Annotated in this window: 14 protein-coding genes; 4 read left to right on the forward strand and 10 right to left on the reverse strand. The window is 75.0% G+C overall.

The annotated features are described in order from the left end of the window. The first annotated feature begins 191 nt into the window (after nt 1-191). Nucleotides 192-1,301 (forward strand): aminotransferase class I/II-fold pyridoxal phosphate-dependent enzyme, encoded by a 1,110-nt coding sequence (locus tag ACWDBE_RS15780; RefSeq protein ID WP_449808287.1) that lies wholly within the window; start codon nt 192-194, stop codon nt 1,299-1,301. On the opposite strand, the gene ACWDBE_RS15785 is transcribed toward ACWDBE_RS15780, so the two are convergent. From ACWDBE_RS15785 to ACWDBE_RS15795, 3 genes are all read right to left on the reverse strand, one after another. After that, nucleotides 1,213-2,049, reverse strand: coding sequence for a serine hydrolase (locus ACWDBE_RS15785; RefSeq protein WP_449808288.1), 837 nt, complete (start codon nt 2,047-2,049; stop codon nt 1,213-1,215). The two genes, ACWDBE_RS15780 and ACWDBE_RS15785, sit on opposite strands and share 89 nt — an antisense overlap. A 97-nt stretch (nt 2,050-2,146) precedes the next feature. Next, nucleotides 2,147-2,788 carry a DUF1707 SHOCT-like domain-containing protein gene (locus tag ACWDBE_RS15790; protein ID WP_449808289.1) on the reverse strand — a complete coding sequence of 214 codons (642 nt, stop codon included), beginning with the start codon at nt 2,786-2,788 and terminating at the stop codon, nt 2,147-2,149. Between the two features lie 453 nt (nt 2,789-3,241). Next, entirely contained in the window at nt 3,242-3,817 is a 576-nt protein-coding gene (locus ACWDBE_RS15795; protein WP_449808290.1) for a TetR family transcriptional regulator, read from the reverse strand. Between the two features lie 197 nt (nt 3,818-4,014). On the opposite strand from ACWDBE_RS15795, the gene ACWDBE_RS15800 reads away from it, so the two are divergent. Together ACWDBE_RS15800 and ACWDBE_RS15805 are read left to right on the forward strand one after the other, a co-directional pair. Beyond that, nucleotides 4,015-5,160, forward strand: a complete 1,146-nt coding sequence (locus ACWDBE_RS15800; protein ID WP_449808305.1) for an MFS transporter — start codon at nt 4,015-4,017, stop codon at nt 5,158-5,160. Between the two features lie 59 nt (nt 5,161-5,219). Then, nucleotides 5,220-5,609 (forward strand): nuclear transport factor 2 family protein, encoded by a 390-nt coding sequence (locus tag ACWDBE_RS15805; protein WP_449808291.1) that lies wholly within the window; start codon nt 5,220-5,222, stop codon nt 5,607-5,609. Between the two features lie 76 nt (nt 5,610-5,685). Here the strand turns inward: ACWDBE_RS15805 and ACWDBE_RS15810 are convergent, their stop codons facing one another. The 4 genes from ACWDBE_RS15810 to ACWDBE_RS15825 form a co-directional block, all read right to left on the reverse strand. Beyond that, complete coding sequence (locus ACWDBE_RS15810; RefSeq protein WP_449808292.1) at nt 5,686-6,675, reverse strand: phosphotransferase; 990 nt, start codon at nt 6,673-6,675, stop codon at nt 5,686-5,688. A 97-nt stretch (nt 6,676-6,772) separates the two neighbouring features. Further along, complete coding sequence (locus ACWDBE_RS15815) at nt 6,773-7,222, reverse strand: nuclear transport factor 2 family protein (protein WP_449788611.1); 450 nt, start codon at nt 7,220-7,222, stop codon at nt 6,773-6,775. A gap of 152 nt (nt 7,223-7,374) precedes the next feature. Continuing rightward, nucleotides 7,375-8,127 (reverse strand): HAD hydrolase family protein, encoded by a 753-nt coding sequence (locus ACWDBE_RS15820; protein WP_449808293.1) that lies wholly within the window; start codon nt 8,125-8,127, stop codon nt 7,375-7,377. 62 nt (nt 8,128-8,189) lie between these two features. Beyond that, the gene (locus ACWDBE_RS15825) at nt 8,190-8,762 is read right to left on the reverse strand and encodes a hypothetical protein (RefSeq protein ID WP_449788613.1); all 573 of its coding nucleotides are present in this window, start codon (nt 8,760-8,762) and stop codon (nt 8,190-8,192) included. A gap of 101 nt (nt 8,763-8,863) precedes the next feature. On the opposite strand from ACWDBE_RS15825, the gene ACWDBE_RS15830 reads away from it, so the two are divergent. After that, entirely contained in the window at nt 8,864-9,868 is a 1,005-nt protein-coding gene (locus tag ACWDBE_RS15830) for a DUF2510 domain-containing protein (protein WP_449808294.1), read from the forward strand. A 163-nt stretch (nt 9,869-10,031) separates the two neighbouring features. Here the strand turns inward: ACWDBE_RS15830 and ACWDBE_RS15835 are convergent, their stop codons facing one another. The 3 genes from ACWDBE_RS15835 to ACWDBE_RS15845 all read right to left on the reverse strand — a co-directional run. Next, complete coding sequence (locus ACWDBE_RS15835; protein WP_449788615.1) at nt 10,032-10,553, reverse strand: hypothetical protein; 522 nt, start codon at nt 10,551-10,553, stop codon at nt 10,032-10,034. After that, nucleotides 10,550-11,104 (reverse strand): hypothetical protein, encoded by a 555-nt coding sequence (locus ACWDBE_RS15840; protein ID WP_449808295.1) that lies wholly within the window; start codon nt 11,102-11,104, stop codon nt 10,550-10,552. The genes ACWDBE_RS15835 and ACWDBE_RS15840 overlap by 4 nt, the downstream gene beginning before the upstream one ends. A 99-nt stretch (nt 11,105-11,203) precedes the next feature. Further along, on the reverse strand, nt 11,204-12,620 hold a 1,417-nt coding region (locus ACWDBE_RS15845; protein WP_449808296.1), incomplete at its 5' end, for a hypothetical protein.

A 12,620-nucleotide genomic window follows, 5' to 3' on the forward strand; every position in this document is an offset into this window, starting at 1 on the left:
CCGGTTGAACAGCCCGTTCGAGCAGCCGTTGAACAGGGCCCTTCCATGCGATACCGCAACCGGCGGACCGTCATGCGTGTGCGACCGGTACCGGTTTCCCGGCGCACGCCCCGGGCGGGCGGTCTTGTGCCCGCGCCGGGTCGCGGTACAGGCTGGCGGCCGACCCGGCCAGTCGACGCCCTGGAGGTCCGGTGCCGTCCCTGTTCCGCATGCTCGACCTGCACGAGGCCGTGGAGCGCGAACGGCAGCACCCGGGCGGGCGGCTGTTCGTCTCCGATTACAACGGCGGGCACCCGTTCGTCGCCGACTACCTCGGCCCGCTCGCCCACACCCCGCCGTACCTGCTCGGCGACGTCACCCGCTACTCGGCGATCGACGAGGACCGCGCCCTGCGGGCCAAGATCGCCCGGCTGCACAGCGCGTACGACGAGGTGGAGTACGGGCCGGAGCAGGTGATCCCGGCGGGCGGCTCCAGCAGCCTGCTCGGCACCTTCTGCACCTGGCTGCAGCTGAGCGGCGTGCGGCGCGTCCACTACCTGCCGCCCGTCTACTACAAGTTCGCCTACTTCTTCCGGAAGTTCGGCATCGAGCCGGTCCGGGTGAGCGAACTGCACGCCCGACAGGAGGGCTTCGCACCGGAGTTGCCCGACGAGCGGACGGTACTCCTGCTCACCGATCCGCTCTGGTACGCCGGGCAGCCGGTCCCGGCCGGGGTGATCGGGCGGATCGGCGAGTGGCAACGGGCCACCGGGTCACTGGTGTTCGTGGACGGCACCTTCCAGTACCTGCGCTGGGACGGCGGCCGCCGCGAGGAGAGCGCCGCCCTGCCGGCCGACCTCACGGTGCGGCTGGTGAGCCCCACCAAGTACCTTTCCATCCACGGCTACCGCTGCGCCCACCTGCTCGTCCCCGAACGGCTGCGCGAGCCGCTCGCCGACCTCCACGTCAACCTGCACGGGGACGTCACGGTCGCCGACCGCCTGTTCGCCCACCGCGCCGCCGACCTGATGCTCGACGGGGAGGGCAACCGGCGGCTGGTGGAACACATCCGGGCCAACCACCGGCGGCTCCTCCGCAGCGGCGCGCTGCGGGACCGCGCGCCGGTGGACACCGGGTACTTCCTGTTCGCCCGGGTCGCCGCCCCGGCCGCCCGGCTGCTCGCGCTCGACGAGCGGCACTTCGAACTCACCGGCCACGAGGGGTTCGTACGGATCAACCTGCTGAACGAGGCGGCGCTGGACGGGCTGACGGCTCCGGGCGGGCCGGCGTCGTCGGGCGGACCGGCGGCGCCGGCCGGCTGATCTGGTCCCGGCGGTCCCACACCGCCTTGGAGATCCGGGCGAGCAGCCGGGCCGCCGGGTCGGTGCGGTCGGTGCCGTCGGCGAGCCGGCCGGTGTAGCAGACGGCGATCAGGTAGGGCGGGCAGTCGGCCGGCTGGACCAGGCCGACGCTGAGCCGGACGCCGGGGAACCAGCCGTTCTTGAAGGCGATCCGGGTGTTGGAGGGCAGGCCGGCGGCCAGGTCCACCCGGAACTCGTTGCACTCGAGGAGCGCGAGGAGTTCGGGCTCCCCGGCGAGCGAGCGCAGCAGCCGCACCAGGTCGTGGGCGCTCACCCGGTTGTGCACGCCCTGGGCGCGCGCCGCGTAGTCCTCGATGCCGCGCGGGGTGGAGCTGTGCGTGGCTCCGGCGCGGCGCCACACCTCGGCGACGGCCTGCGGGGTGGTGCGGGCCAGGCAGATGTTGGTGGCCAGGTTGGAGGAGTGGGTGATCATCCGCTCGGCGAGCAGGCGCAGCGGCACGTGGGTGCCGAGCAGTTCCCAGGGCAGCGGATCGCTGTCCCAGTCCGGGTCGTTGCCGAACTCGCCGCCCACGACGGACTCGAAGCGGTTCACCACCGGCACCTCGGCGTCGAGGTTCGCCCCGCCGCGGCAGAGCGCCGCGAGCACCGCGACCTTCATCGTGCTGGCGGCGTCGTGAAGTTCGTCCGGGTTGTGGACGAACACCGGCTCCGCTCGTTCCGCCCAGGGGGCCACCACCACAGAGAGCATGGAGGAAGGGTAGGGGAGGTCGGCGCCGGACCTCGACGGTTGCGGCACACGACACGAACCCGGCGCTCCCGTGTGGCGCCGCGGAAACGCGACGGGTTCACCCGTTCGCGTTCCTCCGCGGCAGCCACCGGCCGGCGGTCCTGCGCGGCTGCCGCACGACCACGCGGCCGTGGCGTTTGGTGCCGACCAGTTCCACGCGCAGGGTGGTCGGCACGCCGGGGTCCGGCGCCCGGCGGTTCCTGACCCGGCTGAACTCCAGTGCCAGGCCGTCGGAATCGACCACGATGCCCGGCCGGGTGATCAGCGTCAGGGTCTTGCCCTCCATGTCCAGGTCGATCCGCAGAGTGTCCTGGGTGATCACCGCCTGGGTGAAGTCGAGGGTCACGTCGCACCACTCCACGGAGAGCTCCAGCCGGCGCGGCACCACCCAGCGGCCCTCCCGCCGGACCCGGCTCCACCGCTGGTCGATCCGCAGGACGTCCTTGACCTCCGCCACCACCCCGTCGGCGGAGACCGACACGGCCGGCAAGTCGGCGGTGAGCCCGGCCAGTTCGCCGAGCGTCCGGGCCGACAGCGCGACCTCCAGTCGCTCGTCCAGCTCGTCCGGGGTCAGCCGGCCGTCACCCGCCGCGACCCGAAGCAGCTCGGCCACCCGGTCCCGGTCGGCGTGCGAGGCCCGCATCGCGGACTGCGGGCCCCGGCCGGCCTGCGTCCCGGCGGGCACGATCTCTCCCGGCATGGTTCCCGTCCTGAACTCGACGATGGTCTTCGCGCGTTGGGCAGCGGCGCGAACGAGAACTCACGATATATCGCGATAGGGCTTCTCGCCAGGCCCGCTCGGCGGGGCGCGCCGCGGGCGGCCCGCGGGCTCACCGGCATGCGGCAGGTGTGCAGTCCGCCCGCCCGCGCGATCGCGCCCGCGCCGTCGTCCGCACGGGGCTCGGGACCGGGGATCTCCATCGAACCTCCTCGTCGCGCTCACCCCGGCGTCAGTTGACGAAGTGCGTCAGTTGACGAAGTAGCTGAACCCGACCGTCGCCACGGACGTCCCGGCGGCGATCTCGCGCGTCAGTGCCCCTGGCAGTTCGCCGCGGAGTACACGTCGCCCTTCGGGCCATGGATCCCCATGTCACCATGTCCATGTCAGAACACCGGCCCCCCGAAGCGACGACAGCACCCGGCCCCGGGAGGGTCATGCCTGCCCGGGGTGTGCCTCTCCGGCCGGCAGGGCCCGGACGGCGTGGGCGATGTCCGTGCGCAGCCCGTCGAGGGTGTGGTCGGGACCGAGGATCATGCGGCGGAGCTGGGGCATGGCGAGGCTCCAGCCGACCATGCCGAGCGTGAGGAACAGTCGCGCCCGGGGGTCGCCGGTGTCGTCCGCGGACCGCGCCGCCCGGAGCTTGTCCTGGTAGTGGCGGGTGCGGGCCTCTTCGCCGGGGACGGGCTGGTCGCCGAGTTCGAGGGCTTCCCACAGGAGCAGTCGCAGGGCCTCGGGATGGGCCAGGTGGTAGTCGAAGAGGCGCTCGGCGTACGCGGACAGCTCCTCGTCGCCGGGCGGGACGGCCTGGGCGAGGTCGGCCATGAGGCGTTCGAGGACGGCGGCGAAGAGCCTGTCCTTGTCACCGAAGTAGTCGTAGATCGCCCGCTTGTTGGCCTGGGCCTGGGCGGCGATGCGGTCCACGCGGGCGCCGGCGACGCCGTGCGCGGCGAATTCGGTGGCCGCCGCCGCGAGGATCCGCTCCTTGGTTGCCGTCGAGTCGTACGCCATGGAGCGATGGTAACGAACCGGTTCGTTTGACGTCCCCGCGACCGGTCTGCCACGCTCACGTCGAGCAACCGAACCAACTAGTTCGTTCGACAGGAGTGGTGATGCCCCGGACCGATCCGTCCGCCCCGCCGTCCCCCGCAGCCGCGCCCCAGCCCGAGCCCGCGCCCGCCTCGCCGGGCCGGCGGCTGCCGCTGGTGATGGCGCTGGCCTGCGGCGTCAGCGTGGCCAACGTCTACTTCCCGCAGGCCCTCACCCCGCTCGTCGCCGACGGGCTCGGCGTCACCCCGGACACCGCGGCGAACCTCGCCACGGTCACCCAGCTCGGCTACGCCGCGGGGATCTTCCTCCTGGTGCCGCTCGGCGACCGGCTCCCCCGCTGTCCGCTGATCACCGTGCTGCTGGCCGTCACGGGCTGCGCGCTGCTGGCCGCCGGACTCGCCCCCGCCGCCGGTCCGCTGGTCGCGGCGGGCGCGGTGGTCGGCCTGGCCACGGTCGTCCCGCAGCTGCTCCTCCCACTGGCCGCCGGCCTGGTCGCGCCCGACCGGCGCGGCACCGTGATCGGCACCCTCCAGGGCGGCCTGATCGGCGGCATCCTGCTGGCCCGCACCTTCGGCGGCGTCCTGGGCGAGCACCTCGGCTGGCGCGCCCCGTACCTGGCCGCCGCCGCCCTCACCGGCCTGCTCGCCCTCGTCCTCGGGCTGACCCTGCCCGGCACCACGCCGGCCGTCCGCGACCGGTACCCGGCCCTGCTCGCCGACACCGTGCGGATGCTGCGCACCGAGCCGGGCCTGCGCCGCTCCGCGCTCTGCCAGGCCGCGCTCTTCGGCGGCTTCAGCGCCGCCTGGACGGCGCTCGCCCTGCTGCTCGCCGGCCCGCACTACCGCCTCGGCGCCCAGGCGGTCGGCCTGCTGGCGCTGATCGGGGCGGCGAGCATGTTCTGCGCCCCGGCCGCCGGCCGCCGGGTCGACCGGTACGGCCCGGACCGGGTGAACGGCTGGTGCGCCGCCGCCACCCTCGCCGCCGCCGCGGTGCTCGCCGGGGGCAGCGCCGGAGGCGCGCCGGGCCTGGTCGCGCTGGCCGCCGGCCTGCTGCTGCTGGACGTGGCGGTGCAGTGCAGCCAGGTCGCCAACCAGGCCCGCATCTTCGCCCTGCGCCCGGAGGCCCGCAGCCGACTGAACACCGCCTACATGACCTGCTCGTTCCTCGGCGGCAGCGCCGGATCCTGGCTCGGCATCCGCCTGCACGACCGGCTCGGCTGGCCGGGGGTCTGCGGTCTCCTCGCGGTCTCCGCGGCCGCCGCGCTGACCGCCCTGAGGGCCGGGGGCGGCCGCCGAAGCCGCTGAGCCTCACCACGACGTCACACCAGCACACCGTCAAGTCACCATCTCCCGAAGGATCTTCCATGACTTTCCCGGCCATGCCGCCCGCCGTTCTCCGGTTCTTCCAGGCCTCCCAGGAAGGCGACGCCGACGCCTGGGCGGGCGCCTTCGCCGAGGACGGCGTCTTCCACGACCCGGTCGGCACGCCGCCGATCACCGGGCGCGCCGCGATCCACGAGTTCATCGCCTCCGTCCTGCCCGGCTTCCGCCCCTTCCTGGGGCTGACGCCCCTGGAGGCGCACACCGTCGGCAACCACGTCGCGGTCTCCTGGCGGGGCGCGGCCGTCGCCCTGGACGGCAGGCCGGTCAACTGGTCCGGCATCAACGTCTACGAGCTGGACGACACTGGGCTCATCCGGGAGGCCAGGGCGTACTTCAACAGCGCCGTCTTCCGGGCCCAGCTCGCCGGCTGACGCCGCTCGGCGCGTACGGCCGAGCCGGGGGCGACTCCGGCCCGGCCGTCAGCCGTGATCCGTCAGCGGTCGGCGGTCAGCCGTCCAGCAGGTGCAGGGCCTGCCGCAGGTTGTGCTCGGCGATGCCGGCCATCGCCTCGCGGGCCGGGAAGTCCCCGTCGAGCAGGCGCAGCGGTCCCGCCGTCAGCGAGAGGCGCTGCGCCGGCGCGTAGAGGGCGAGCCGGTCCTCGTCCAGGCCGTCCACCGCCAGCGGAAGGTAACCGGCCTCGGGCAGGCGGATCCGCAGGAAGACGTGCTCCCACTCGGCGTCGAAGTACATCGCGCCCTCGACGTCGATCAGCACCGGACGGCCTTCGGCATCCACCAGGACGTGGTCGGGCCCGAGTTCGCCGTGCACCACGCTGTACTCGGCGCGGGGCCGCACCGCCGCCGCCAGGGCCCGCAGCCGTTCCGCGAACCGGTCCCGGGCTTCCGCGATCCGGGGGTCGCGGGCCGCCGCCTCCGCGAGGTCGCGCAGCGCGCGGTCCAGCACGACGCCCTCGCAGGACGGCCCGTGCGAGGCTCCTCCTCCGTCGACGACCGCCACCTTCCCGTAGCCGGGCGCCCGGTGGCCGCGCATGGCGTCCAGCGCCTCGCCGAGCCGGGCCAGCACCGGGGCGGCGGCGCGCGGGTCGCGGGCGAGCAGCTTCTCCAGGCTCTCGCCGGGGACGTCCTCGACGATCGCGAGGTCGCCCGTGCACGGGGCGCCGTCCCGGTCCCCGGCGCGCCGGACGAACCGGAGCGCCGGAACCCGGACGCCGAGCGCGTCCAGCCGTGCGTGCGCGGCCTCGAACAGGTCGAGCCCGAGGCCGGGCGAGAACGGGTCGGCGAGGTCGTCGTCCCCCTCGGCCGCCGGCCAGTAGTTCTCGGCGCCGGCCCAGCGGTAGGCGATCGCCGTCGTCCCGTCGTCCATGAAGAGGCGGTACACGCCCTTCTTGCTGCCGCCCGCCAGCCGTTCGACCGACTCCAGTCGCCGCCCGGCGCCCAGCGCGGCCCGTGCCGCACCCGCCAACAGCTCCCGCACCACTGACCGCCTCTCCCGGGCCCGCCCGCCTCGTCCGGGCCGGCCTCCTCCGGGCCGGCGCGCCCTGTCGCCGACCACCCGACTACCCGCCGCCTACTGCCTACTGCCGGATGTGGCGGCTCAGGTCGCCGACCAGGGTGATCCGCACCCGCCGCTCCGCGAACCGCCACCGGCCGTCCTCCCCGCGCGCGAAGCGGTCGTGGTACCGGCCGGCGGCGATGGTCCGCAGCGGCACGTCGGGCAGTGCCTGCAGCACGGTGACGTACGAGCGGGCGACCGCCGTCCCCGCGCGCTCGTCGACCTCGACGACCACGTTGGTGGTGACGTGCTGGGTCCGCGGCGTGCCGTCGGCGTGGACGACGATCATCCCGCGGAACATCGCCTCGATCGCCTCGCTCCCACTCACCGGCTCCCCGCCGCCGACGAAGACGGCGTCGGCGAGCAGGGCGCCGAGCCCCGCGAAGTCACCGTCGTCGACGAGTTCGGCGTAGCGCGCGATCAGGGCCTCGATCGCCCGGTGGCTCTGCACCGGGTCGGCAGGTGCGGACATGCTCTCCCCCAGGGGGTCGCGCGGCGGTCATCTCCCCCAACCCTCGCACGTCTTGATCACGCGCCCGGAAATCACTGCCGGCCGACGCGACGGCCGGGGCCGGTGCCGGGCGGCCTGACGCGGACGGCACGGGCGCCCCGACCCGACGACCCCTATGCCAGCCGGGAGATCTCCGCGGCGACGGCCTCCGGTTCGGCGGCGACGGTGACGCCGGCGACGCCGTCCAGGCCCGGGTGGGTGCCGACCCGGACGGAGTGCCGCGCGTTGCGCAGCAGGTCGAGGTCGTTGATGTCGTTGCCGAAGGCGTCGTAGGCGTCGATCCCCAGCGAGGTCAGCGCCTCCCACTTGTTGGTGGTGCCCGGGGCGAAGTCGATGATCGCCTCGTCGAGGTGGTGGTTGACGTTCAGCCCGAGCGCGCGGCAGGCCTCGGCGAGGCCCGGGAGGTCGGTCGCCTCGACCACCAGGAACTTGACCACGGCGGAGAGTTCGGCGAGCTCCACCCGGCGGGCGAGGCCGCCCTGGTCGACCCGGCCGCGGATCGGGTGGTCGGCCGGTCCGGTGTAGGCGTAGTCCCACGGGCCGTCGGCGAGGTAGCCCGCCCGGAACCGCTCCACCTCGCCCAGCAGCCGGCCGAGTTCGTCGGCCTCGAACGCGGTCCGCGCCCGCACCTGGCCGTCGACGGAGACCAGGCTGCCGTTGCCGCCGATGAGCGTGGCGGTGGGGAACGCCCCGTCGAGGACGGGCAGGAGGTCGCGGACCGGCCGGGCGGAGGCGAAGACCAGCTGGTGGCCGGCCTGTTCGCAGGCGTCGAGGGCGCCGAGGATCCTGTTGTCGATCGTCCTCCCGTCGAAGCAGAGCGTGCCGTCGATGTCGAAGACCATGGTGCGGGCATTGGAGGAGATCATCGGATGATGCTATCCAGGCGGGTGCGTGCCCGGCCCACCACCCGTCGTCTGCCCGGGCGCTCCTACCAGTAGTCGGCCATCAGCTCGTGGTCCACCGCCATGGCGGCCCGGTCCAGCGCGGGCAGGCCAAGGTGGTCGCAGATCAGGGCGGTGAGCCGCTGTTCGCGGTCCTGGGCCCCGGAGCACTCGCCCCTGGGGTCGAGCCCGGCCGCCGTGACGAGGGAGACCAGCCCCTCGGGCAGGTACTCCTCGGTGAACAGGGTGTTCTCGTAGCTGACGGAGAAGGAGAACCGACCGTCCCGGAAGTGGTACGCCTCCGGGCCGTGGGCCTTGCCGATGCAGGGGTTGGGCACGAACACCGCCAACTCTGCGCCCTCGGGGCAGAGCCCGCGGTAGTCGACGACGCCGTAGTCGTCGCGGGCGTGGTCGAACAACGGGTGCACGATCACGCCCCAGTCGCCGGGCGCCGGGTCCGCACCCCGGGCGAACGGCGGGCGGCGCTGCGCGATCAGACCGTCGGCCACGGCGGCCGGGGTGGTGCCCCTGAAGTACACCAGAACGGTCTCGTCCTCGCCGTGGTGCCGTTCGCGCAGCCAGTCGATCGGGCCCTGGTGGATCCAGTCGTAGTCGGTCATGGTCGGCACCGTAACCCTCGGCACCGACACCGCCCGTCGGGTGCGACGAGCGCGGCACCCCTCCCAGCGGGGGGCGGCCCGCCGCCGGGTACCGTACGGCCGTGAACAACGCGACGCCTCCCGGGTGGTACCCGGTCCCCGGTCCGGACGGCGCCCCCGGCCACGAGCGCTGGTGGGACGGCACGGCCTGGACCAACGACGTCCGGCCGGTCCAGGGCGGCGGCTACGGCTACCCGGGCCTGGAGGCGCACCCCGGGCCCCAGGCCTACCCGGCACAGCAGCCCCACCCCGCGCAACAGCCCTACCCGGCCTACCCCGCGCAGCCGCAGCCGTACCCCGCCGTGAGCCACGGCCACCCCGGCCCCGGCTACCCGCCCGTGGCCCCCGCCCCGCAGCGGGTCAGGCCGGGCGTGGTCATCGCCGTCGCGGTCGCCGTCCTGGCGGTCGGCGGCGGCATCGCCGGGCTCGCGCTCGGCCACGGCGGTGACCCGGTGGCGGATCCGACCACCGACCCCACCGTCTCCGTCAGCCGCAGCACCGAGCCGACGACGAGCCCGAGCCCCACCCCCACCCCGAAGCCGTCCACGCCCAAGCCCGCCCCGGTCCTCAGGACCACCGTCGCGGACCAGCAGCACTCGATCACCCTCCCGGTGTTCGAGGGCTGGGACGTGGCGGCGAAGGACACCCCGCAGTGGTCGGTCTACCTCGGCAGCGGCCGCTACACCTGTGCGAACGGCAAGGCCTGCATCCGCGGCCGGTTCTCGGTGGAGAAGAACACCATCCAGGGCGACACCCCCAAGGCGGCCGCCGACGCCGCCATGCCGGCCGTCGCCAAGCAGATCTTCAGCGGGATGACCTCGCAGACCGACTACGGCTCCGGCAGCCTCGCCGTGGCCGGCGTGGCCGGCTACGCCACCCGCTGGCACATCACCAACGCCGACGGCACCCAGGGTTACGTCCTGCTGGCCGCCCTCCCCGCGAAGGGCGGCGGCTACGTGGTCTTCGACGGCGGCGTGGACGACGACCCGGCCGCCCCGGACGTCTCGGTGCTGGACCAGATCCTCCTGGGCGTCAAGAAGGACGAAGCCCCGACCGCCGGCACCTGACGCCGCGTTCCGGGGCCCGGCGGCCGGTCGGCTCCACGGCCGCGGGAACGCTCCGGGAGCCACCGGGCGCGGAGCGGACCGGCTCCGCCGTGTACGGGCCCGGGGAGCGCGCCCGGGTCCCCGCGTCCGCCGCATCCTCCGTCGGGAGGACGCCGCTCCCGGGCTACGCGGGCTGGTCGCCCGGGAGTTGCTCCGGTGTGGAGGGCATCGGGAGCATCCGCGGGCGGGCGGTGAGGCGGTCGCTGCGGCGCAGGACGAAGACCACCGGCAGGGCGATCAGGCTGGGCCCGGCGAGCAGGCCGGCCAGCCACTGGCGGCCGGCCAGACCGACGACCACCGAGCCGACGAGCATCCCGGCCGCGAGCACGAAGCCCGCCACCAGGCCGCCGAGGTAGAGCTGGTGGGCGCGCCGCTCCTTGCCCTCCTGGGCGGCGATCCGGGCGCGCTCGGTGACGTGCTCCTCCCGTATCCGGGCCGCCTCGAGCGCCGAGGCCGACGCCGCCCGGTCGCGTTCCAACGCCGCCTGGTGGCGTTCCCTGGCGCTCTCCCTGGCGTGCTCGCGCTGGAGTTCCAGCTCGAGGTGCTCCAGGGCCACCCGCAGGTGCTCCGGCGGAAGTCGGGCCCACTGGGTGGCGATCTCCAGGGCCGTCGGGCGGCGGGTGCGGCCCTCCTCGGGGGTGGTCACCGGTCGTCACCTCGGGGCGTGGGGGCGGTTCGGTCGGGGTTGCGGGCGGCGCCGGGCGGCGGGCCGAGGCGGAGGAAGAGCCGCTCCAGGCCGTCGGTGACGGTCTCGGCGGCCACGGGGGTGAGCGGGTCGTCGGCGTAGTCGAGCAGGGGCCGGTACCGGGCCCCGGAACCGTCCCCGGCGACCACCGCGTCGTCCGCCCAGGTGAAGACGCTTCCGGCGACGACGCCGAGGTCGCCGACGTCGTCGTGGTGAAAAACCATCCCCGTGCCCGGAGCCGGCGCTCGGCCCCCAGGAAGGGCCCCGGGCCCGGTGAACGCCCTGCCCGCAGGGACGGGGCCGCTCGGCAGCGCGGCGCGCGTGTCTCTGCGGCGTCTGGCCCCCCCCGCGCCCGGTCGATCCGGCGCCGGCAGCGCCAACGCGGCCAGCACCGCCGCCGCCACCGCTGGGACGACCACCCACCAGCCGATCCCGGTGGCGGCGTGCAGCACCAGCGTCCCGACCCAGACCAGGACGGCCACCCCGCCGAACACCCGGCGCCTGTTCCCCACCTCGCTCCCCCTTCCGTCGGTCCGAGCCTACCCACGACGAGGGCCCCCCGGTCGGAGAACTCGACCGAGGGGCCCGTGGGATGACGGCAGGTCAGTGTCTCAGCCGTGCTGCGGCGCCGGCAGCGTGGCCGAGCCGGCGAGCAGCGGCCACTCCCGGTGGAACGGCGGCAGCGGCAGCTTGCCCTCGATGATCGGGGTGCCGAAGACCTTCAGGTGGGCGAGCAGTGAGCCGTTCAGGTCGATGCCGCCGACCAGGGACCAACTTCCCGTCACCTGCGGCGGGTTGCCGGAGGAGTCGGCGACCAGCGAGCCTTCGGCCCGGGCGCTCAGGTAGGGGGCGACGCGGGTCTCCACGCCGACCGTGTCGTACAGGCCGAGGCTGATCTCGGCGCCGAGCGCGGCCCGCACGCCCGCCTTGCCGTTGAGCCGCACGTGCACCGGGGCGACCTTGGTCTCGGCATCGGTGACCGGGGTCCAGCCCTTGCCGCCGGTGTAGTCGGCGCGCACCGCCCAGGTGCCGGTGGCGTCCTGCTCGGCCTCCAGGTGGACCTGGCCGTCGGCGCTGACCTCCAGGTAGCAGGTGAGGCCGAGGTTGACGACCACGGGCAGGCCGGCGACGGTCAGCACCGGGCTGGCCTGCAGCTTGGCGAAGGGCACCCGGACGGGCGCCGCGCCGGTGCCGCGGGCGGCGTCACCGGCGACCTTCCACTGGGCGTGGGCGCCGAGGTCGAAGCCGATCGAGGCGGTGCGCGGACTGCCGGCCGCCGCACCGTGGTAGGCGAAGTGGACGGCGGGGTGGAGCTGGAGCGAGCCGGACGCGTCGAGGCTCGCGCCGTCGGGCAGCGGGACGGGGGCCTTGACGTTCACCTCGAGGGTGCCGGAGGCGTCGGCCTGGATGCCGCCGGCGGTCAGGCCCGCGGTCGCCTTGAGGTCCTTGACCAGCGGGGTCACGGTGATGCCGCGCGGGTCGACGGGGACGTTGCCGTCGGCCTCGGTGCCGCCGAGGAGTTCGGCCAGGGTGGCCGGACGGGTGGTCAGGGCGAGGGTGTTGCCCGGGGCGGGGCGGACGCCGGTGACGGCGACCAGGGCGCCCTGTGGTGCGGCGGCGGTGGGCGGGCTGGCGATCAGCTGCCCGGGCTGGACGGCCGCCGTGGCCGCGGTCGGGCCGGCACCGGGCGAGGCGGAGGCGGCGGAAGCCGAAGCGGACGCGGAGGCGGAAGCCGGGGCCGAGGGCGTGGCCGAGGGCGTGGCGGCCGGCTCCGCCGCCGACAGCACCGCCGTCCCGGCCGCCGGGTCGTACGCCGTCAGTTGGAGGTTCCTGGTCGCCGCGGTGACGGCGCCGCCGTCCTTGCCCGGGCTGCCGATGGCGGCCTGCCGGTCGCCGGCGGGCGCGGCGGTGACGGGCGCCTTGCCCGTGGTCGGACGGCCGGCGGCGGGGGTGCCCGCCTTGGCGCGCGGGGTGCCGCCCGAAGGCGCCGCGGCGGCGGCCGGGCTGCCCCCGGCGGCGGTCGCGGCC

The sequence above is a fragment of the Kitasatospora sp. NPDC001132 genome (genome assembly GCF_053598415.1).